The following is an 18,538-nucleotide window of genomic DNA, read 5'->3' as shown; positions in this document are numbered from 1 at the left end:
GAACAACGACCGCTGTTCCATCGACCTGCCTCCAAATCAAGACAAGCCGAGTGAATCATGAAGCGGTCAATTCGGCGAGGTTTTTGCGGGCGTCCAGCTGCTTTGCCTTGACGATCGCGAAGTCCGCCGCCTCCTCGGCGCCGGGGAAGCGGTCGGCCCGGATGAAGCGATGGCTTTTCATCTCGCCCTCGATCTCCTTTTCGATCACGCCGCAGAGCTGCTGCTGGCCGCCTTCGGCGAATGGCGTCGCATGGATGGTGAAGCCCTTGTATTCGGTGCTTTTGAGCGGTCCGGCGGGGGCAGCCGGCTTGGCGTCCTTGCGACCGAACAGGGATTTGAGGAACGACATGGCGGGCTCCGGGTGACGTGCGCTGTATAGCGCAGATGCGGGCCGCCTGGCCAAGGCCTTGTCCACCCCCCTGGCGCATCGCCACCTGCGTCACCATCTCATCCTGAGACAGGGCGGAAAAGTCGAGCCCGTCCATCCCGACGCTCTCCTGGCCCGCTCTGTCGCAGGAGCAGCCATGATGCGCTTCTTCAAACTCTGCCTGTCGATCTTGCTGAACTTGCCGCCATTGACCGCTGTGGCGCAGGCGCAATCGTCCGCAAGCCCTCCCTGCGCCGACCGCAGTATGGCCACGACGCAGCTTCATGAGCTCTATGGCGAACGCCGGATCGGCTATGGCCTTGCCGCCAATGGCAGCGTGATCGAGCTCTTCGCCGCGCCGAACGGCTCCTTCACCCTGTTCGCGACCTTGCCGGATAGCGTCAGCTGCCTGATCGCCGCCGGCCAATCCTGGGAGCCGCCGCCGGAGGCCGAATACTACGCCGGCCGGTGATCCGCTCGCCTCGGCGAACGAACATCCGAGTCCGCACCCGGCCGGGTCCCCGCCATCTCCCAACGCCGACACGGCCGAAAATCAGCGCTTGCCTCGCACCAGAATAGTACAATACAGTATGGTATTATTCTGGGAGACCACCATGGATATCTGGCTCGCCTTCGCCGCCGCGCTCGCGGCCGCCACCACCTTGATCCACGTCGTTCTCGGCGGACGGGAGATCGCCACGCCGTTGCTGGCGGCCGAGCGGCTGCATCCCGTGCCGAAGTTCACCCTGTATTATTGCTGGCATCTGGTGACGATCGTGCTGGCGGCGCTGGCGCTCGCCTTCGGCCTCGTCGCGACCGGCCTGGGCAGCCGCGACCTCGCAATCTTCGCCACCGGCGGCGCCGCGCTATTCTGCCTCTGGGGCCTCGGCATGATCGGCCTCTTCCGCCTGCGGATCGCCCATTTCCCGCAATGGGCCCTGTTCGCTGCGATCGCGATCAGCGGCGTGATCGGCCTGTGGCAGTGACCTCTCCTCTCCCGCTCCGCTTTCGCCGGAGTGACTGGCTCGCCCTCGGCCTGACCGCGCTCGCCGAGCACGGCCCGGCCGGGCTCACCATCGAGGCGCTCTGCCGCCGCGCCGGAAAGACCAAGGGCTCGTTCTACGCACATTTCCCGGCGATCGAGGCCTATCTCGCCGCGCTCGCCGGGCATTGGCGCGAGACCCATACGCATCGGTTGATGCAGGAGGTCGACAAGGGCGGGCCGGCGCCGGACCGCCTGATCGCACTAGACCGCATGGCGCTGGCCCTCGACGTTCGCATCGAACAAGGCATGCGCCGCCTGGCGCAGCTCGACCCGGGCGTGGCCGCGACCTGCGCCGAGGTCGACCGGGAGCGCGTCGGCTATCTGGAAAAGCTCCATGGCGAGAGCGGGCGCTTCACCCCGCCGGAGGCTCTCGCGCTGGCCCGTGTCGAATACGCCGCCTTCATCGGCTTTCAACAGCTCGATCTCGGCCTGTCGCCACAGCAGCTGCACGACTGCTACGGCACCTTCATGCGGCTGCTCGTTCGGTCGAAAGGCGACTGACGACTCAGGCCAGGTGCAACACGACCTCGCGCCGGTGCGGGCTGGTCCGATGCTCGAACAGGTAGATCCCCTGCCAGGTGCCGAGCGCGAGCCTGCCGCCGCTCACCGGGATCGCGAGCGACACCGGCAGCACCGCCGCCTTGATATGGGCCGGCATGTCGTCCGGCCCCTCGGCGCGATGAGTGAGATAGGCCATCGCCGGATCGTCCGCCGGCGGCACCAACCGGGCAAAGAAGGCCGACAAGTCACGCTGCACGTCCGGATCGGCATTCTCCTGGATCAGCAGCGAGCAGGAGGTATGGCGCACGAACAGCGTCAGCAACCCGGTATCGACTAACGCCTCGCGCACGAAGTGGACGGCGGCATCGGTGATCTCGTATAGCCCCGGCCCGCGCGTCTCGATCGTCAGCCGGGTCTGCTTGGCCACCATCAGCGCGCTTTCCGCTCAGCCGCTCGCGGTTGAGCGATTAGAATTCGCGCCGATGAGACATGCTGGCGCATGTTCTCATCGCAAAGGTGATTCCCACTTTTGCGGAACATGCGTCAGCGCTCGGTCAGCGCGAGCTTCGCGCCGAGCGCGACGAAGGCGGCGGCGAAAGTGCGGCGCAGCCAGGCCATCACCGCCGGCCGGCTCACGACATGATCGCGCATCGCCGCGGCGAACAGGCCGTAGAGCGCGAAGACGACGAAGGTCATCGCCATGAACACGCCCGAGAGCTCGAGCATCCGCGCCATCGGGCTCGCCTCGTCGGCGGCGATGAACTGCGGCAGGAAGGCGACGAAGAAGATCGAGAGCTTGGGGTTGAGCACGTTGAGCGCCAGGCCATCGACCAGCACGCGCCAGGGCGAGCGCTTGTCGGCCGTGGTCTCGACGCTGAGCGCGCCCTGTTCCTTCAGCGTCTGCCAGGCCATCCAGAGCAGATAGGCGACGCCGGCATATTTGACGATCGCGAAGGCGAGCGCGCTGGCGTGCAGCAACGCCGCTAGGCCCGCCATCGCGGCGAGCAGATGCGGCACGATACCGAGCGTGCAGGCGAAGGCGGCCAGAATGCTCGCCTTGGCCCCGCGCGTCAGCCCGGCGGCGATGGTGTAGATCGCGCCGGTCCCGGGCGAGGCGACGATGATCAGCGAGGTCAGCAGGAATTCGAGGGACAAGGGCTTCACTCCAGCTCCAGCGACGCTATCCGAGCCGCATCGATATCGCGACTGCCGGGACCTTGCTAGCCCACCCCCTCGAAGATGCCGCCGATCACCGTGACGACCGCCTCGCCGGTCGCCACCACGGCGCTGCCGGCGCCCTCGACCACTGTGCCGACCACCTCGACCGCGACGCCGACCGCCTCGATGGTGACGTTGCTGGCGACGTCGAGGACACCGCTGACGATGTCCCCGGCCGTCGAGCCTTCCTCCTCCTGCTTCTTGGCCTGAGGCGGCAGGTTCGCCTGCAGCGCTGCCTTGGCGGCCTCGATCTCGTCGGCAGTCGGGATACCGGTCATCTGTGCTCCTCCAGGGGAAGCCCCGATTGTGAGGCTGACCTTAGCAGAACTGTGGCGGGCTGGGCCGATTCTGCTTGCCTCCTGCGCAAACGGGGCATAGAGGCAGCCCCGCGTCCCCTTTGGACGGCCGTAAGCGTCTCACGTCAGGCAACGCATCCCCCGGCTCGGTGCCGCCTGGATGCCAGAAGGCCATGACGGCAGAGCCTGTCCTTACGGATGGTCCCATGAAACCCTCCCGCAAATTGCCGGCGCGCTATGGTGCGTTCGTCACCCCCTTGATCCTGTCCGGCCTGATGACCCTGATCGTCTCAGGGATCTCGACCCTGCGCGTGCTCGGCCCGACGCCGGCCTTCCTGCAAGGCTGGCCCGTCGCCTGGGGCCTGTCCTGGCTGATCGCCTTCCCGGTGCTGCTGCTGGCGCTGCCGGCGGCGCGTAAGCTCACCGCGATGCTTGTCGCGCCGGTGGATTGAGACAAAAGAAAAGGGCGGCTCGCGCCGCCCTGTTCGACTAGAGCATTTTCGAGCGAAGTGGACACCGGTTCGCGTGAAGAAAATGCGATAGAACAAGGACCTAGAGCAATTTCGCCATTCGAAGAATCGCGAAAATGCTCTAGATCGATCTTCGATCCCTCAATTGTCCAGGAAGCTCCTGAGCTTCCGGCTCCGGCTCGGGTGCTTGAGCTTGCGCAGCGCCTTCGCCTCGATCTGGCGGATGCGCTCGCGGGTGACGCTGAACTGCTGGCCGACCTCTTCGAGGGTGTGGTCGGTGTTCATGCCGATGCCGAAGCGCATGCGCAGCACGCGCTCCTCGCGCGGGGTGAGCGAGGCCAGCACGCGCGTCGTGGTCTCGCGCAGATTGCTCTGGATCGCCGCGTCGATCGGCAGGATCGCGTTCTTGTCCTCGATGAAGTCGCCGAGATGGCTGTCTTCCTCATCGCCGATCGGCGTTTCGAGCGAGATCGGCTCCTTGGCGATCTTCAGGACCTTGCGCACCTTCTCCAGCGGCATGGCCAGCTTCTCGGCCAGTTCCTCCGGGGTCGGCTCGCGTCCGATCTCGTGCAGCATCTGGCGCGAGGTCCGGACGATCTTGTTGATCGTCTCGATCATGTGCACGGGGATGCGGATGGTGCGGGCCTGGTCGGCGATCGAACGGGTGATCGCCTGGCGAATCCACCAGGTCGCGTAGGTCGAGAACTTGTAGCCCCGGCGGTACTCGAACTTGTCGACCGCCTTCATCAGGCCGATGTTCCCCTCCTGGATCAGGTCGAGGAACTGCAGGCCGCGATTGGTGTACTTCTTGGCGATCGAGATCACGAGACGCAGATTCGCCTCGATCATCTCCTTCTTCGCCTGCCGCGCCTCGCGCTCGCCCTTCTGGACCATCAGCACGATCTTGCGGAACTCCTGGATCTCCAGGCCGGTCTCCGAGGCCATCGTATGGATGTCCTCGCGCAGATCCTTGATCCGATCCTTCTCCTGCGCGACGAACTCCCTCCAGCCACGCGAGCCGAGCTTGGAGACGCGCAGCAGCCACTTCGGATCGAGCTCGCCGCCGATATGCTGCTTCAGGAAGTCGTCGCGGGCGACACCATAGCTCTCGGCCAAGCGCAGCAGCCGAGTCTCGTGCGAGATCAGGCGCTTGTTGATGTCGTAAAGCTGCTCGACCAGCGCCTCGATGCGGTTGTTGTTGAGCGAGAGCGACTTCACCGAAACGATGATGTCGTCCTTCAGCTTCTTGTACTTGCGGTCCTGCGACGGCGAGAGCTTGGCGTTTTCCAGCCGGCCGGCGATGTCCTGGTCCTGCAGGCGGCGCAGCTTGGTGTAGTTGCTGGCGATCGAGTCGAATGTCTCGAGCACGCGCGGCTTCAGCTCGGCTTCCATGGCCGAGAGCGAGACGTTGTTCTCGATATCGTCGTCGTCCATGCCCTCGGGCGGGGTCTCGCCTTCCGGCGTAGCCTCCTCGGCGGCTTCAGCACCGTCCTCGCCCTCGCCCGGCATCTGCTCGGGGTTCTTGCCGTCGGGGCCGGCATAGGTCGCTTCGAGGTCGATGATGTCGCGCAGGAGGACCTTGCCCTCGTTGAGCTCGTCGCGCCAGATGATGATCGCCTGGAAGGTCAGCGGGCTCTCGCAGAGCCCGGCGATCATCGCCTCGCGGCCGGCCTCGATGCGCTTGGCGATCGCGATCTCGCCCTCGCGCGAGAGCAGCTCGACCGAGCCCATCTCGCGCAGATACATGCGCACGGGATCGTCGGTGCGCTCGGTCGGCTCGAGATTGCGCTTGGTCTCGACCGGCAGCGCCGTGCGCTGCGCCTCGACGAGATCGCCGCCCTCGGCCTCGTCCTCGTCGCCATCGCCCTTGCCCCGGGCCGCGCGCTCTTCGCCGGCCGCTTCAGGATCCTCGTTGTCGACGACGTTGATGCCCTGCTCGCTGAGCTGGCCGAGCACGTCCTCGATCTGCTCCGAGGAGAACTCCTCCGAGGGCAGGACCTCGTTCAATTCGTCATAGGTGACATAGCCGCGCTTCTTGGCGAGCTTGATCATCCGCTTGACGGCCTGATCGGTGAGATCGAGGAGCGGGCTGTCCGTGCTCGGGGGCGCTTCCGGGGAACCCGCTTCGGACTTGTCCCGCTCGCTCACTTTGGTCGCCATCAATCAGCGCTCCACCATTTTGCGCGCCGGTGCTATGGCTCCGACGCATAAAAGGGCGCCGCGGCAACCGTCGCTGCCGCGCACCCACCCAACTCATCCACTGCAGATAGCGCCGATCATCGTTGATGAATCGTGCACCATCCTCAATGCCGTCCTCGTCTCTGCCGACAAAAGCAACGCGCCAGCCCGGTCATTTCTCAGGATTGGCCTCGGTCCCCTCGATCGTATCGAGACGGCCCTTGACGTCCTTCATCCAGGCGAAATTGGCTTCCGTTGGTTCGTCAGCCAATGCGCGTTCGGCTGCCTTCAGCTCGCTATGTAGCGTGCGTGCGCGATGATGCAAGACGAGAGCCTGACGAATCGAATCAAAAACCGATTCCGGATCAGCCGTTTGCGCGAGCTTGAGCCGCTCGGCCGGCTGGGTGACGGAAAGCAGCGCCGCCTGCGCTTCGGCGACACGCCCCTGCTCCAGCCTACGTCCGAACGCCTCCTGATCGAAGGCGCCGTCACTCGCGGCATCGAGAAGCGCCTGCCGAAAGCGCTCCGCCGCCGGCCCGTCGAGCGAAAGCTCGGCGATCTCGTCGACGCAGCGCATCACCAAGTCGGGATGGCTCGCCAAGGCGAGCAGCACGAAGGCCTCGCGCGGATTTTCGCCATGCCGGCGCTGCATCAGCGGCGAGCTGGCGAGCTGCGGGCTCGGCCGCACCAGCGAAAGCGGCGGCCGGTCCTGGCCGCGCGAGAAACCGCGCCGGCCGCGTGAACCGCCGCCGAACCCGTTCTGGCGCCGCCCCTCGAAACGCTCCTGCTGCGGCGGCGCGAAGAGCTGACTGAGCCGCTCGTCGATCTCACGGCGGTAGTGCCGGCGCGTCGCCTCGTCGCGAATCAGGCCGAGCGGCTCCTTCAACCTTCGTTCGAACGCGGCGCGTCGCTCGGGCGTGTCGAGCTGGCTCGCCTCGAATTCGCGCGCCCAGAGCATATCGACGAGCGGCTTGGCCGAGCCGATCACCTCGGCGACCGCCGACTTGCCGCCCGAGCGCGCGAGATCGTCCGGATCTTGGCCCTCGGGCAGCAGCGCGAAGGAGAGCGAGCGCCCCGGCTCCAGCATCGGCAAGGCGAGATCGATCGCCCTCCCCGCCGCCTTGCGGCCGGCCTTGTCGCCGTCGAGGCAGATCACCGGCTCGCCCGACATGCGCCAGAGCAGCGAAAGCTGGTCCTCGGTCAGTGCCGTGCCGAGCGGGGCCACCACCTGCGGGAAGCCGGCGAGCGTCATCGCGATGACGTCGACATAGCCCTCGACCACGATTACCTGGCCGGTGTCGTGCGCGGCCTTGCGCGCATTATGATGGTTGAACAGCAACGCACCCTTGTGGAAGAGCGGCGTCTCCGGCGAGTTCAGGTATTTGGCCGGCACATCGGCGCTCATCGCCCGGCCGCCGAAGGCGACCACCCGTCCGCGCGCGTCGTGGATCGGGAACATGATCCGGTCGCGGAAGCGGTCATAGGGCACGGCGATCTCCTCGCCATGGACCAGAAGCCCGGTCTCCATCATCGCATCGGCGCCGACGCCCTTGGCCGCAAGATGGTCGCGTAGCGCGAATCGGTCGGGCGGGGCATAGCCGAGGCGGAAGAGCTGGCGCGCCTGCCCTTCCAGCCCGCGGCCCGACAGATAGCGCCGGGCCAGCCCGCCGCGCTCCGATTGCAGCTCGGCCTCGAAGAATCGTGCCGCCAGCTCGACGACCTCGTGCAGCCCCTTGCGCTTCTCCTCCTGCGCCTGCGCCTCGAAGGAGACTTTCGGCAAGGTGACGCCGGCCTCCGAGGCGAGCTTTTCGACCGCCTCCGGGAAGGAGAGCCCCTCGGTCTCCATCACGAACTTGAAGATGTCGCCGTTCTTGCCGGAGGAGAAATCGAAGAAGGAGCCCTTCTGGTCGTTGACGAAGAAGGACGGCGTCTTCTCGGCGTTGAAGGGCGAGAGCCCCTTCCATTCGCGGCCGGCCTTGGCGAGGCGCACGCGCTTGCCCACGACCGCCGAGACAGGCAGCCGCGCCTTGATCTCCTCAAGGACGGAGGGCGGGAACTTCATGGCTCCCTATCTGGCCGCTCCGAGCCTGCTTGCCAACTCCTCAAGCCGCCCTTGCCGGGCTTATGGTCCATATCCACAGCAAGCCCCATGTGATAAAGAAAATCGCGAAAAAGGAAGAACGCCGTGGCGCTCAACATCAAGGACCCGGAGACCGAAAAGGCGGTGCGCCAGCTGGCGCGCCGGCGCGGGCTCAGCCTGACAGAGGCGGTGCGCATGGCCGTCAGGAATGAGCTCGACAAGGACGAACTGTCCGAGGATGAGAAGGCGCGCAGGATCGCTGCTGCAAGACGTAAATTGGCAGCCCTTCACAAGAAGTACGACATCGTCCCGACCAATCACGTCATGACCAAGCAGGAAATGGACGATGCCATCGGCTACGATGAGAACGGCTTCTGGTGAAACTCGTTGTCGATACATCGGTGATCGTAGCGTGCCTGGTCGGCGAGCCGGAAGCAGGGCGCTTCGCTGACTTGGTCGAACTGGCCGACCAGCGCATCATATCGGCCGTCAATGCTCTGGAAGCGCGCCTGGTCATCGCGTTCTCCAAAGGCATGCGCGTAGAAGCTGTTGAAGATTTTCTATCGGACTACGACGTCGCAGTTATCCCCTTCGACGAGGATCTCTCCAAATTCGCCTTCGACGCCTATCGCCGCTACGGGAAGGGCCGCCACCCCGCCAAGCTGAACATGGGTGACTGCGCCGCTTACGCTCTCGCCAAGTCGCGCGGCTGGCCGCTGCTCTACAAGGGCGAGGATTTCACGCAGACCGATATCGAGCGGGCCTGATGCCGCCCGCGGTCGAGACGCGGCTGCTGCGCCAGTTCATCGCCGTCGCCGAGGAATTGAACTTCCATCGTGCCGCTGAGCGTCTGCATATGGCCCAGCCGCCGCTCAGCCAGGCGATCCGCAAGCTCGAGGATACGCTCGGCTTGTCTCTGTTCGAGCGCAGCAACCGCAGCGTCGCATTGACGCCCGCCGGCACGGCCTTCCTCGTCAGCGCGCGGCGCGTCCTTGCCGAGCTCGGCGACGCCATCCGCGAAGCTCAGGCCGTCGCCTCCGGCAAGGCCGGCCGGCTCGCGATCAGCTTCGTCGGCACCGCCCATGACCTCTTGCCCGCAGCGCTGCGCCGTTTTCGCGCCGAATATCCCGGCATCGAGCTCGTCCTGCGCGAGGCGACGACGGGCGAGCAGCTCGCGGCGATCACCGCGGGCGAGGTCGATATCGGCCTGATGCGCCAGCCCGGCATCATGATTGCCCAGCTCGCCAGCGAAATCCTGCTGCGCGAGCCGATCCTGGCCGCATTGCCGGACGACCACCCGCTCGCAGGCCCGGAGACGGTCTCCCTCGCCGCCCTTGCCGAGAGCGATTTCATCGGCACGCCGCGTCAGCTCGGCATCGGCTTCCACGACCAGATCATCGGGCTCTGCCGTCTCGCCGGCTTCTCGCCGCGCATCGTCCAGGAAGCGCGCCAGATGCAGACGATCGCCAGCCTGGTCGCGAGCGGGCTCGGCGTCGCGCTCATCCCAGGTTCCTTGGCGCTGATGCCGCGCGCCGGGGTCGCCTTCCGGCCGATCACTGTGGAGGCACCTCTGCAGATGACCCATATCGATCTGATCGCCGCCTGGGACGCGACGCGCCATTCGCTCGCCCGTGACAACTTCCTCGCCGTGCTCAGGCACGTTGCCCCCGATATGCAGTTCATATCAAACTAGAATAAACAACATATTTTACCACGATCATCGCGGCTGGCAGCCTCTCCTCGACAGTAACAGCGAGGGAGTCTTCGCCATGCCAACCCGCTTGCGACGATGGCGCCTGATCGCCGCGGCCCTGACCGCGGCCGCCCTTTTCACCAACACGACCTCGGCAACCGAACGAGCGACCATGATCGAGCAATTGCGGATCTACGAGATCTTCGAGAGCAACAAGGAGGCCTTCCACGCCCGCTTCCGCGACCACGCCGCCCGCATCATGAAGACCTACGGCTTCGACATCGCGGCGATGTGGGAGGCGAAGATCAAGGACCGCACCGAGTTCATTTACGTGCTGCGTTGGCCGGATGAGGCGACGATGCGAGCGAGCTGGGCCCGCTTCATGCAGGACGCGGAATGGTCGAAGATCAAGGACAGCAGCGCCGCCGTGCACGGCCGCCTGGTCGGCGCGATCGAGGAGCGGGTGATGCAGCGCACGCGCTATTCGCCGTAAGCCATCGGCTCCTCAAGGACAGCGCAGCGGGTTCCCGGCCAGAGCCTTCGCCACGCCTTCGGTCGGCAACAGGACGGCAGCCTCGGCGGCCCGCAACTCGATCCGCTGTGCCTCACGCAGGCTCGCGACCAGCGGCTGCATCTCCGAGACACCGAAGTCGCGACTTGGCGTCCAGGTCAGTTCGACCTCCTCCATGCCTGCCTGGGCCTTGACCGGCACGCGCGTCGCCTTGCCGTCGGCCACGATCTCGATCGCCGACGGCAAGGCGTCCTTGAGCTGCGTCTTGGGCAGGACCGCCATCAGATAGGGGCCGCTGACAATCGCCGGGTTGGCGCGGGCCGCCGCCGGATCGCCGCAATAGAAGGTGAGCCGTGTCCCGTCGGCGCCGCTCACCCCGGCATAGGAGGTGCCCATCTGGTAGCCAGTGCCCCAGCCCTCCGATTGAGCGAGCGCGGCCGGGCCCTGCAAGGCCAGCCCGAGCGCGACCATGACGATCGACCGTTTCGACATCGCAAGCCTCCCTTGCCGAAGGCTGCCTCGTCGCTCGGGCAAAATGCCGCCCGCGGATCAGCCGCCCAGCAACTGCTTCACCATAGGGGAGACCTTGGCGAAGTCCATCTGGCCGGCATAGGCGCCGCGCAGTGCGCCGATGACCTTGCCCATGTCCTTGACAGACGAGGCGCCGGTTTCAGCGATGATCTCCTCGATCGCCGCCTTGATCTCCTCGTCGCTCATCTGCTTGGGCAGATAGGAGGAGATCACCGCGACCTCGGCGCGCTCGCCCTCGGCGAGCTCGGGGCGGCCGTTGGCATCGTAGATCGCGATCGACTCCTGGCGCTGCTTGATCATCTTCTGCAGCAAGGCGAGAATCTCGTCGGGTGTCGCCTCGCCCTTTCCAGCGCCGCGGGCCTCGATGTCCTTGTCCTTCAGCGCCGACTGGATCAGGCGGATGGCGGCGACCTTGCCCTTCTCGCCGGCCTTCATCGCGGTCTTGAGGTCGGCAGTGAACTGCTCGCGCAGAGTGGACATGATGTTACGAACCTTCTTCATTCATTGACGGGGCACGGGTAGCCGATTAAGGCTCGCGCTCCAGACCGGCCGCGCCAGTACGCGCGCAGCCTTCACGCTTGCCGCAGCTTCCAGCGGCCTGGACGAGACATAGACATGACCGCTCCCGAAGGAAACCCCGCCTCCCAAGGCTGGCAAGACGGCTGGGCTGAGCCGCGCGCGACCGCCGTGCTGGTGCTGGCCGACGGCACCGTGCTGGAAGGCTTCGGCCTCGGCGCGATCGCGCAGGCGCCCGGCGAGGTCTGCTTCAACACGGCGATGACCGGCTATCAGGAGATCCTGACCGACCCGTCCTATGCCGGTCAGATCATCACCTTCACCTTCCCGCATATCGGCAATGTCGGCGTCAACGAAGACGACACCGAGACGGTCAACGCCGCCGCCTCCTCCGGCGTGCGCGGCGTCGTGCTCCATGCCGAGGTCACGCAGCCCTCGAACTGGCGTGCTGCCAAGCATCTCGACGCCTGGCTGAAGGCCCGCAACATCGTCGGCATCTGCGGCATCGACACCCGCGCGCTGACCACGCTGATCCGCGAGAACGGCATGCCCAACGCCGTCATCGCCCATGATCCGGCCGGCAATTTCGACATCGAGGCCCTGAAGAAGGAGGCCGCCGCCCTCCCCGACATGGCCGGGCTCGACCTCGTGCCGCTCGTCGCCGCGACCCAGCGCTATGACTGGGACGAGACGCCCTGGCAGTGGCCGCGCGGCTATGGCAAGCGCGAAACTGCGGCGCATCGCGTCGTCGCCATCGACTACGGCGTCAAGCGCAACATCCTGCGCCTGCTCGCCAAGGCCGGCTGCGAGGTCGAGGTCGTGCCCTCGACCGCATCGGCCAAGGACATCCTCGCGCTCAATCCCGACGGCGTCTTCCTGTCGAACGGCCCGGGCGACCCGGCCGCGACCGGCGAATATGCCGTGCCGGTGATCAGGGAATTGCTCGACCGCAAGCTCCCGACCTTCGGCATCTGCCTCGGCCACCAGATGCTGGCGCTCGCCATCGGCGGTCAGACCATGAAGATGAAGCAGGGCCATCACGGCGCCAATCATCCGGTCCAGGACAAGACCACTGGCAAGGTCGAGATCGTCTCGATGAACCATGGCTTCGCCGTCGATCCGGCGACGTTGCCGGCCAATGCGACCGAGACCCATGTCTCGCTCTTCGACGGCAGCAACTGCGGCATCGCCCTGACCGACCGCCCGGCCTTCAGCGTCCAGCACCATCCGGAAGCTTCGCCGGGCCCGCAGGACAGCCACTACCTCTTCACCCGCTTCGTCGAGCTGATGGAAGCGGAGAAGGCGAAGAAGGCCGCCTGAACCCGGCCATTGACAGCAAGCATGGCGCGCGCTCTAAGCGCGTCATGACCTTCGCCTGCCTGCTCGCCCGCAACTATTACGCCCCGTCCTCATAGAGGCGGCGGCATCTTCATGTCTCAACCGCCGCGCTGGCGGTTGAATTCAGGCAGTCACCCGGCATCGCGGCCCCTCCAGAGGACCACGCGATGCTTTTGCCGAATATCACCACTCCCTCCGTCGGCCGGATGGGCTTCGGCGCCTTCGGCCGCCTGATCGCCCGCCATCTCCGCCCGCTTTGCCATCTGATCGCTTTCGATCCGGCGCTGCCGGCCGATGCGGCCGCCGGCGGCATCATCGCCGCCAACCCGGCCGAGATCGCCGCCTGCGACATCGTCATCCTCGCCGTGCCGGTCTCAGCCCTCTCCGAGGCGATCGCGACCTTGCGGCCGCATCTGCGCGCCGGCGCGATCGTCGTCGATGTCGGCTCGGTCAAGATCGGCCCCGCCATGACCATGCTCGCCGAGCTGCCCGCGGACGTCGAGATCGTCGGCACCCACCCGCTCTTCGGCCCGCAAAGCGGCCGCGACGGCATTGCCGGCCTGAAGATCGCGATCTGCCCGATCCGCGGCGCCAGCGCCTGGCGCATCGCCGCCTTCCTGCGCCGCGTGCTTGGCCTTAAGGTCATCATGACGACACCGGAGGCGCATGACCGCGAGGCGGCCATGGTCCAGGGCCTGACCCATCTGATCGCCAAGATCCTGGTCCGGATGGAGCCCTTGCCGCGTCGCATGACCACCGCGAGCTTCGACCTCTTGATGCGCGCGACCGAGATGGTCCGCCATGACAGCCCGGCGGTCTTCCTCGCCATCGAGCAGGCCAACCCGCATGCCAGGCCGGTACGCGACCGCTTCTTCGCGCTTGCCGAGGAGATGCGGGCGCATCTCGACCGGGATACCGCTCCGTCCTTCGACCAGCGAGACGCGGGAGCCCTCTCCTGGAAGGAGAGGGTTGGGTGAGGTGTTCGGACTGAAAACGTGAGCCTGAACCCAACCGCGCGGCCGGGCCTCGCGGAGCTGGTCAACCTACCCACACCTCACCCTGCCCTCTCCTTCCAAGAGAGGGTTCCCCGCACTCGTCCGACCAGCGTCGCTAAGCCGCCTTCGCCTCCTGCCGCAGGAACCCCGCGAGCTTGCCAGCCGGCAGCCCGGCCTCGTGCGCGATCCGCGTCGCCAGCGTCACCGCTGCCGGGCGCGGCTGGCCCATCGGCCGGTCGAGCCAATAGGAGACCGGGTTGAGCGCGGTGCGCTGATCGACCCGTGCGATCCGTCCGGCATCGACCTGTGCCTGAGCCAGGGGCGGGCGCGACAGCGCCACGCCGAGGCCGCACGCGGCAGCGTCGAGCACGAGATTGTAATCCTCGAAGCGCCGATCGTTCGCTCGCGGCCGGAAATCCAGCCCCTGCGCATTGAACCAGGCGCGCCAGCCGGCGGCATCCGAATCATGGATCAATGGCTGGTCGAGGAAGCGCTCCGGCTTGCCCTCGCCGATCGCCCTGGCCAGCTCCGGCGAGGCGACGGGATAGCACCACTCCTCGAAGAGCTGCACCGAGACCCGGCCCGGCGTGCCGCCGCGGCCGCAGCGAATGGCGAGGTCGATGCCCTCCTCCTCGAGATCGACCTTGCGATGGTCGACCTGCAGCATGATCCGCACGGCAGGATCGCCGCTTTCCAGACGCTGCCAGCGCGGCATCAGCCAGAGCGAGCAGACCGACGGCGTCGCGCTGAAGCGCACCACCGCCGCCCCACGCGGCTCGCTCCAGCGATCCGATGAATCGGCGAAGACCGAGAAGGCTTCCTGCGTGCGTTGGAACAGGCGCTGGCCCTCCGGCGTCAGCGCGACCCCGCGCGCCTGGCGCTCGAAGACGCGCAGGCCCAGCCAGTGCTCCAGCTTGGCGACCTGCCGCGAGACCGCGCCATGGGTCAGGTTCAGCGCCTCCGCTGCGGCCGAGAAGCTGCCCGAGCGGGCGGCGGCTTCGAAGGCGCGCAGCGTGTCGAGTGGTGGCAGTGGCGAGCTGTGATCCATGCTCACAGCTCGTCATCGAATTACTCGTTTGTCAATCAGCTCGCCGAGGCGCTTATCCGAAGGCGAACCGTCACCAGCCTTTGAGGCCTGCCATGACAACCGTCCCCTCCGCTGCGTCCTCCCGGCCCGGCTCCACCCTCGACGCCATGCTGCTCTTCACCATCCCCTTCACCGTGATCGCTTGGGCCTCCTCCTTCCCGGCGATCCGGGCCGGCCTCGCCGGCTTCGGCGCGCTCGAACTGGCTGCCTTGCGCTTTGCCATCGCCGGCGTCTTCGCCGCGCTCTTCCTGATCGTCACACGTCCCAAGCTGCCCGAGCGCGCCGATGTCTGGCGCTTCCTCACCGGCGGCATCGTCTTCATCGCGCTCTATGCGATCTTCCTCAATCTCGGCCAGCGCGTCGTCCCGGCCGGCGCGGCGAGCTTCATCATCAACACCAACCCGATCATGACCGCGGCGCTCGCCATGCTGGTCCTGAACGAGCGCTTCAGCGCCCTCGCCTGGGCCGGTACGGCGCTCGCCTTCGCCGGCATCGGCGTGATCGCCCTCGGCAACGGGCTCGACCTCAACATCGGCGTCAGCGTCCTGCTGATCCTCGGCGCCGCCCTGTGCAACGCGGTCTCGACCGTGGTGCAGAAGCCGCTCTTCGCCCGCCACAAGCCGCTCACCGTCGCGGCCTGGAACATGGCGATCGGCGGGCTTGCCCCCCCTTCCTGCCCGGCGCGCTGGAGCAATTGCCGGCCGCCCCGGCGCAGGCGATCTGGTCGGTGGTCTGGCTTGCCCTCGTCTCCAGCGTCGTCGCCTACGGCACCTGGGCGATCACCCTCTCGCGCCTGCCGGCCGCCCGCGCCGCCAACTTCCAGTACTGCGTGCCGCCGGCGGCGATGCTGATCAGCTTTGTCTGGCTCGGCGAGGTCCCGACCGTACTCGGTCTGATCGGCGGCGCCATGGCCCTGGCCGGCGTGGTCATCGTCAATCTGAAGCGGTGAGGTCGGGCTTGCGGCGGGCGGGAGCCACATGCTCTCGTCCGCCCATGACCGGACCGAGCAGCATAACCATCCGAGCCCTCGGCGCCTCCGACGCCGAGGCTTTTCGCACCCTCCGCCTTGCCGGGCTGGCCGATACGCCAGAAGCTTTCGGCGCCAGCCTCGCCGACGAGTCGGCCCACCCGCTGGAGCGCTTCACCGAGCGCCTGACGCCGCCGGCGCCGAGCCGGGTCTTCGGCGCCTTCTCCGGCCCCGACCTCGTCGGCATCGCCGGCTTCCTTGCCTATGACGGCGAGAAGCACCGCCATATCGGCCTGCTCTGGGGCGTCTATCTGCTGCCCGCCCAGCGCGGCCGGGGCATCGCGGCGCGGTTGATCGAGACGCTGATCGCCCACGCGCGCCAGCATGTCGTCGTCCTCCACGCCGATGTCGGCGTCGATAACCGGGCAGCCCGCCGGCTCTATGACAGCCTCGGTTTCAAGCTTTACGGGGTGCAGCCCAAGGCGCTCTGCGTCGATGGCCGCTACATCGACGAGGCGATGCTGGCTCTCGACTTCACGGAGGACTGACGCCGGCCTTCTCTTTTGCTGCCTGAGCCTCGATCCCGAGGATCAGCTTCCTGAGCAGCCCGGCCAGCATCTCCCGCTCCTGCGTATCCAGCGGATCGAGGAACGCGAGCTCGCTCGCCATGTCCGTCCGGAAGGCCTGCTCGGCCAGCACCGCGCCTGCCTCGGTCAGCGCCACCTGCACGCTGCGCCCATCCTTCGCCGACTTCTCGCGCCGGATCAGGCCGGCCTTCTCCAGCCTATCGAGCCGGTGGGTCAGCCCGCCCGAGGAAATCATCAGCAGCGCGTACATCTCCGTCGGCGTTAGCCGATAGGGCGGCCCGCAGCGGCGCAGGGTCGAGATCACGTCAAACTCGCCGCGATCGAGTCCGAAGCCTGCGAAAGTCTCTTCGATGCTCGGCCGGACCATGTTGCCGAGCCGGAAGGCGCGGCCGAGGATCGCCATCGGCTCGGTGTTCAGATCGGGCAGCTCGCGTGCCCATAGCCGGCGCAGCCGATCCACATGGTCCTCCATCGCGCGATCTCGGTTTTGCGATTCATCCGTCATTTCAGCGCCTTGGCCGTTGGATACCCGGCCGGCAGGCATACACCTCATGCCGTCGCTCGCCAAGATATCTTGGCGCGAAGATAATTATCTTGACGAGAGGATATCTCCCAGCTAGATATCTTCCTGCAAAGATAAATCGCCCACGCTCAGCCAGGGAGGCAGTCATGTTCAACGTCCTTCGGTCCGAAGATCAGCAGCGCGGCGCCAATCGCACGGTGCGTTTCGAGGGAGAGACGCTCGGCGGCCCGGTCTCGTTCTTCATCGTCGATGCCGAGCCGGGCCAGGGCTCGATGCTGCACGTCCACCCCTATTCGGAGACCTGGATCGTCCGGAAGGGCGAGGCCGAATTCACCATCGGGGGTGAACGGACGCGCGGCCACCCCGGCGACATCGTCGTCGCCGCGCCCGACGTCCCGCACCGCTTCGAGAATGTCGGCGACGGCCGGCTCGAACTGATCTGCGTCCACCCGAACGGGCGAATCCTGCAGCAGAACCTCTGACGCTCGCTGACCGCCAAAGGAGGGCCGACCGTTTCCAAAATGCTCTTCGTCAACTTGCTCGTCGCCGGCCTTCCGCCGCGACGCGCGCCTGCGAGCCGATCACCTGCAAGCAGAACGCGGATTTCAGCGCTCATCAAACCGCAAGCATGGTCTGATGCCAGACGATCACCCTCCGGCTGCAGAACCGCGATTAACGCTCTGACGAGCCGACATCTCAACTTTGCAGCATTCCGCGCGAACTGGCCGGCAAATAATACAGCCGTGCGCGAGTTAAATCGGCATGAAAATCTGGCTCCTGTTCGATAGAATCTGCGGAACGCTCGTGGTCGCGACAATCAAGACAAATAGTACAATTGACATACGTGTCTAAAGAGCGTAACATCAATTTTGTCGATATTTGCTCGGACGGTTGGTTTTATTTTCGCGCTCTGGCGCGTCTCTGACGAACTCCCCTTTCAAAATCGTTCTGAATCCGCCGAGCATTCGCATGGCGGACGATAGGTCTTGCCAACAGGAGGGTTCTTCAATGACCACCGGCACAGTGAAATGGTTCAACTCCACCAAGGGTTTTGGCTTCATTCAGCCTGACAACGGCGGGCAGGACGTCTTCGTCCACATTTCCGCTGTCGAGCGCGCCGGAATGCGCGATCTGCAGGAAGGCCAGAAGATCGGCTTCGAGGTCGCTCGCGACAACAAGTCCGGCAAGATGGCCGCCGAGCAGCTCCAGGCTGCGTGATAGGGACGTCATTCGTCGCGGTGACCATGGATGTACCGGCACTGCCGACTGTAATGACTTCCGAGGGAAGGCCAAGCGAATGCTTGGCCTTTTTTGTGCCCGACACGGCAATCGAAACCAACAGGAGGCCATCTTGGCTGAACATTCAAAGCAGCGCACCGAGGCCGACAACAACTTCCTGAAGGTGCAGACCCAGGCGCTGGCCCGCAACCGGATCATCTCCGAGGCTGACAGCATCGCCCAGGCCCGCGATGCGAATACGGCGAAGCTGCGGCAATTGCGGCTTCAGAAGGAAGCGCTCGAGCGCGAGGCGCAGGCCCTGGCCCCCGCCAAAACCAAAGCGCGCCGCAAGATCGTCCGCGGCTGATCCGGCTCCGACGGGCGGCGGTGCCGGTCGCGGCTGGCGATTGCCCGGCC

The 18,538-nt window shown here is 66.1% G+C and carries 25 protein-coding genes and 1 pseudogene; 16 read left to right on the top strand and 10 right to left on the bottom strand.

Annotated elements, in window-relative coordinates; genetic code table 11:
• Nucleotides 1–55: 55 nt before the first annotated feature.
• Complete coding sequence (locus ACFPOB_RS04815; protein ID WP_377796340.1) at nucleotides 56–349, bottom strand: HlyU family transcriptional regulator; 294 nt, start codon at nucleotides 347–349, stop codon at nucleotides 56–58.
• 175 nt (nucleotides 350–524) lie between these two features.
• Between ACFPOB_RS04815 and ACFPOB_RS04810 the strand changes: the two genes are divergently transcribed.
• From ACFPOB_RS04810 to ACFPOB_RS04800, 3 genes are all read left to right on the top strand, one after another.
• On the top strand, nucleotides 525–839 hold the full coding sequence (locus tag ACFPOB_RS04810; RefSeq protein ID WP_377796338.1) for a hypothetical protein: 315 nt from the start codon (nucleotides 525–527) through the stop codon (nucleotides 837–839).
• 142 nt (nucleotides 840–981) lie between these two features.
• Nucleotides 982–1,353 carry a hypothetical protein gene (locus tag ACFPOB_RS04805; protein ID WP_377796337.1) on the top strand — a complete coding sequence of 124 codons (372 nt, stop codon included), beginning with the start codon at nucleotides 982–984 and terminating at the stop codon, nucleotides 1,351–1,353.
• A complete protein-coding gene (locus ACFPOB_RS04800) occupies nucleotides 1,350–1,913 on the top strand; it encodes a TetR/AcrR family transcriptional regulator (RefSeq protein ID WP_377796335.1) in 564 nt (187 codons plus the stop codon). Before ACFPOB_RS04805 ends, ACFPOB_RS04800 begins: the two co-directional genes overlap by 4 nt.
• Nucleotides 1,914–1,917: 4 nt before the next feature.
• Here the strand turns inward: ACFPOB_RS04800 and ACFPOB_RS04795 are convergent, their stop codons facing one another.
• The 3 genes from ACFPOB_RS04795 to ACFPOB_RS04785 form a co-directional block, all read right to left on the bottom strand.
• Nucleotides 1,918–2,343, bottom strand: coding sequence for a secondary thiamine-phosphate synthase enzyme YjbQ (locus tag ACFPOB_RS04795; RefSeq protein ID WP_377796334.1), 426 nt, complete (start codon nucleotides 2,341–2,343; stop codon nucleotides 1,918–1,920).
• Between the two features lie 113 nt (nucleotides 2,344–2,456).
• Entirely contained in the window at nucleotides 2,457–3,068 is a 612-nt protein-coding gene (locus tag ACFPOB_RS04790; protein ID WP_377796346.1) for a LysE family translocator, read from the bottom strand.
• Between the two features lie 65 nt (nucleotides 3,069–3,133).
• On the bottom strand, nucleotides 3,134–3,409 hold the full coding sequence (locus tag ACFPOB_RS04785; protein ID WP_377796333.1) for a hypothetical protein: 276 nt from the start codon (nucleotides 3,407–3,409) through the stop codon (nucleotides 3,134–3,136).
• A gap of 224 nt (nucleotides 3,410–3,633) precedes the next feature.
• On the opposite strand from ACFPOB_RS04785, the gene ACFPOB_RS04780 reads away from it, so the two are divergent.
• Nucleotides 3,634–3,879 carry a DUF2798 domain-containing protein gene (locus ACFPOB_RS04780; RefSeq protein ID WP_377796331.1) on the top strand — a complete coding sequence of 82 codons (246 nt, stop codon included), beginning with the start codon at nucleotides 3,634–3,636 and terminating at the stop codon, nucleotides 3,877–3,879.
• Nucleotides 3,880–4,038: 159 nt separating this feature from the next.
• On the opposite strand, the gene rpoD is transcribed toward ACFPOB_RS04780, so the two are convergent.
• Together rpoD and dnaG are read right to left on the bottom strand one after the other, a co-directional pair.
• Nucleotides 4,039–6,057 carry an RNA polymerase sigma factor RpoD gene (gene rpoD / locus ACFPOB_RS04775; RefSeq protein WP_377796329.1) on the bottom strand — a complete coding sequence of 673 codons (2,019 nt, stop codon included), beginning with the start codon at nucleotides 6,055–6,057 and terminating at the stop codon, nucleotides 4,039–4,041.
• Between the two features lie 190 nt (nucleotides 6,058–6,247).
• Nucleotides 6,248–8,137 (bottom strand): DNA primase, encoded by a 1,890-nt coding sequence (gene dnaG / locus ACFPOB_RS04770; protein ID WP_377796327.1) that lies wholly within the window; start codon nucleotides 8,135–8,137, stop codon nucleotides 6,248–6,250.
• A gap of 123 nt (nucleotides 8,138–8,260) precedes the next feature.
• On the opposite strand from dnaG, the gene ACFPOB_RS04765 reads away from it, so the two are divergent.
• From ACFPOB_RS04765 to ACFPOB_RS04750, 4 genes are all read left to right on the top strand, one after another.
• On the top strand, nucleotides 8,261–8,536 hold the full coding sequence (locus ACFPOB_RS04765; protein ID WP_377796325.1) for a type II toxin-antitoxin system VapB family antitoxin: 276 nt from the start codon (nucleotides 8,261–8,263) through the stop codon (nucleotides 8,534–8,536).
• A complete protein-coding gene (locus ACFPOB_RS04760; protein WP_377796323.1) occupies nucleotides 8,533–8,922 on the top strand; it encodes a type II toxin-antitoxin system VapC family toxin in 390 nt (129 codons plus the stop codon). Before ACFPOB_RS04765 ends, ACFPOB_RS04760 begins: the two co-directional genes overlap by 4 nt.
• Complete coding sequence (locus ACFPOB_RS04755) at nucleotides 8,922–9,848, top strand: LysR substrate-binding domain-containing protein (RefSeq protein ID WP_377796321.1); 927 nt, start codon at nucleotides 8,922–8,924, stop codon at nucleotides 9,846–9,848. Before ACFPOB_RS04760 ends, ACFPOB_RS04755 begins: the two co-directional genes overlap by 1 nt.
• A gap of 76 nt (nucleotides 9,849–9,924) precedes the next feature.
• Nucleotides 9,925–10,341, top strand: a complete 417-nt coding sequence (locus ACFPOB_RS04750; protein ID WP_377796319.1) for an NIPSNAP family protein — start codon at nucleotides 9,925–9,927, stop codon at nucleotides 10,339–10,341.
• 12 nt (nucleotides 10,342–10,353) lie between these two features.
• On the opposite strand, the gene ACFPOB_RS04745 is transcribed toward ACFPOB_RS04750, so the two are convergent.
• Both ACFPOB_RS04745 and ACFPOB_RS04740 read right to left on the bottom strand, forming a co-directional pair.
• Complete coding sequence (locus tag ACFPOB_RS04745; RefSeq protein WP_377796318.1) at nucleotides 10,354–10,851, bottom strand: hypothetical protein; 498 nt, start codon at nucleotides 10,849–10,851, stop codon at nucleotides 10,354–10,356.
• A gap of 57 nt (nucleotides 10,852–10,908) precedes the next feature.
• Nucleotides 10,909–11,370: a GatB/YqeY domain-containing protein gene (locus tag ACFPOB_RS04740; protein ID WP_377796316.1), complete on the bottom strand. Its 462-nt coding sequence runs from the start codon at nucleotides 11,368–11,370 to the stop codon at nucleotides 10,909–10,911.
• A gap of 135 nt (nucleotides 11,371–11,505) precedes the next feature.
• Here ACFPOB_RS04740 and carA point away from each other — a divergent pair, with 135 nt between their 5' ends.
• Nucleotides 11,506–12,726: a glutamine-hydrolyzing carbamoyl-phosphate synthase small subunit gene (gene carA / locus ACFPOB_RS04735; RefSeq protein ID WP_377796315.1), complete on the top strand. Its 1,221-nt coding sequence runs from the start codon at nucleotides 11,506–11,508 to the stop codon at nucleotides 12,724–12,726.
• Nucleotides 12,727–12,911: 185 nt separating this feature from the next.
• Nucleotides 12,912–13,721, top strand: a complete 810-nt coding sequence (locus tag ACFPOB_RS04730) for a prephenate dehydrogenase/arogenate dehydrogenase family protein (protein WP_377796313.1) — start codon at nucleotides 12,912–12,914, stop codon at nucleotides 13,719–13,721.
• Between the two features lie 133 nt (nucleotides 13,722–13,854).
• Here ACFPOB_RS04730 and ACFPOB_RS04725 read toward each other — a convergent pair whose 3' ends face one another.
• Entirely contained in the window at nucleotides 13,855–14,787 is a 933-nt protein-coding gene (locus tag ACFPOB_RS04725; protein ID WP_377796311.1) for a LysR family transcriptional regulator, read from the bottom strand.
• Between the two features lie 92 nt (nucleotides 14,788–14,879).
• Here ACFPOB_RS04725 and ACFPOB_RS04720 point away from each other — a divergent pair.
• The 3 genes and pseudogenes from ACFPOB_RS04720 to ACFPOB_RS04710 form a co-directional block, all read left to right on the top strand.
• Nucleotides 14,880–15,272, top strand: a pseudogene (locus ACFPOB_RS04720) (EamA family transporter); the annotation flags it as partial.
• A gap of 122 nt (nucleotides 15,273–15,394) precedes the next feature.
• Entirely contained in the window at nucleotides 15,395–15,775 is a 381-nt protein-coding gene (locus ACFPOB_RS04715) for a DMT family transporter (protein WP_377796309.1), read from the top strand.
• A 44-nt stretch (nucleotides 15,776–15,819) separates the two neighbouring features.
• Nucleotides 15,820–16,341, top strand: a complete 522-nt coding sequence (locus ACFPOB_RS04710) for a GNAT family N-acetyltransferase (RefSeq protein ID WP_377796308.1) — start codon at nucleotides 15,820–15,822, stop codon at nucleotides 16,339–16,341.
• On the opposite strand, the gene ACFPOB_RS04705 is transcribed toward ACFPOB_RS04710, so the two are convergent.
• On the bottom strand, nucleotides 16,328–16,885 hold the full coding sequence (locus ACFPOB_RS04705; RefSeq protein WP_377796345.1) for a MarR family winged helix-turn-helix transcriptional regulator: 558 nt from the start codon (nucleotides 16,883–16,885) through the stop codon (nucleotides 16,328–16,330). The two genes, ACFPOB_RS04710 and ACFPOB_RS04705, sit on opposite strands and share 14 nt — an antisense overlap.
• A 164-nt stretch (nucleotides 16,886–17,049) precedes the next feature.
• Between ACFPOB_RS04705 and ACFPOB_RS04700 the strand changes: the two genes are divergently transcribed.
• The 3 genes from ACFPOB_RS04700 to ACFPOB_RS04690 all read left to right on the top strand — a co-directional run bounded on the left by ACFPOB_RS04700 (nucleotide 17,050) and on the right by ACFPOB_RS04690 (nucleotide 18,488).
• Nucleotides 17,050–17,385, top strand: a complete 336-nt coding sequence (locus ACFPOB_RS04700; protein ID WP_377796306.1) for a cupin domain-containing protein — start codon at nucleotides 17,050–17,052, stop codon at nucleotides 17,383–17,385.
• A gap of 526 nt (nucleotides 17,386–17,911) precedes the next feature.
• The gene (locus tag ACFPOB_RS04695; protein WP_377796304.1) at nucleotides 17,912–18,121 is read left to right on the top strand and encodes a cold-shock protein; all 210 of its coding nucleotides are present in this window, start codon (nucleotides 17,912–17,914) and stop codon (nucleotides 18,119–18,121) included.
• 79 nt (nucleotides 18,122–18,200) lie between these two features.
• The gene (locus ACFPOB_RS04690) at nucleotides 18,201–18,488 is read left to right on the top strand and encodes a hypothetical protein (protein ID WP_377796302.1); all 288 of its coding nucleotides are present in this window, start codon (nucleotides 18,201–18,203) and stop codon (nucleotides 18,486–18,488) included.
• The last annotated feature ends 50 nt before the right edge of the window (nucleotides 18,489–18,538 follow it).

The sequence above is a fragment of the Allobosea eneae genome, assembly GCF_042657265.1.
GTDB lineage: Bacteria > Pseudomonadota > Alphaproteobacteria > Rhizobiales > Beijerinckiaceae > Allobosea > Allobosea eneae.
The sequence above is the reverse complement of the archived record's forward strand: the minus strand, read 5'-3'. Positions and strand labels throughout refer to the sequence as shown.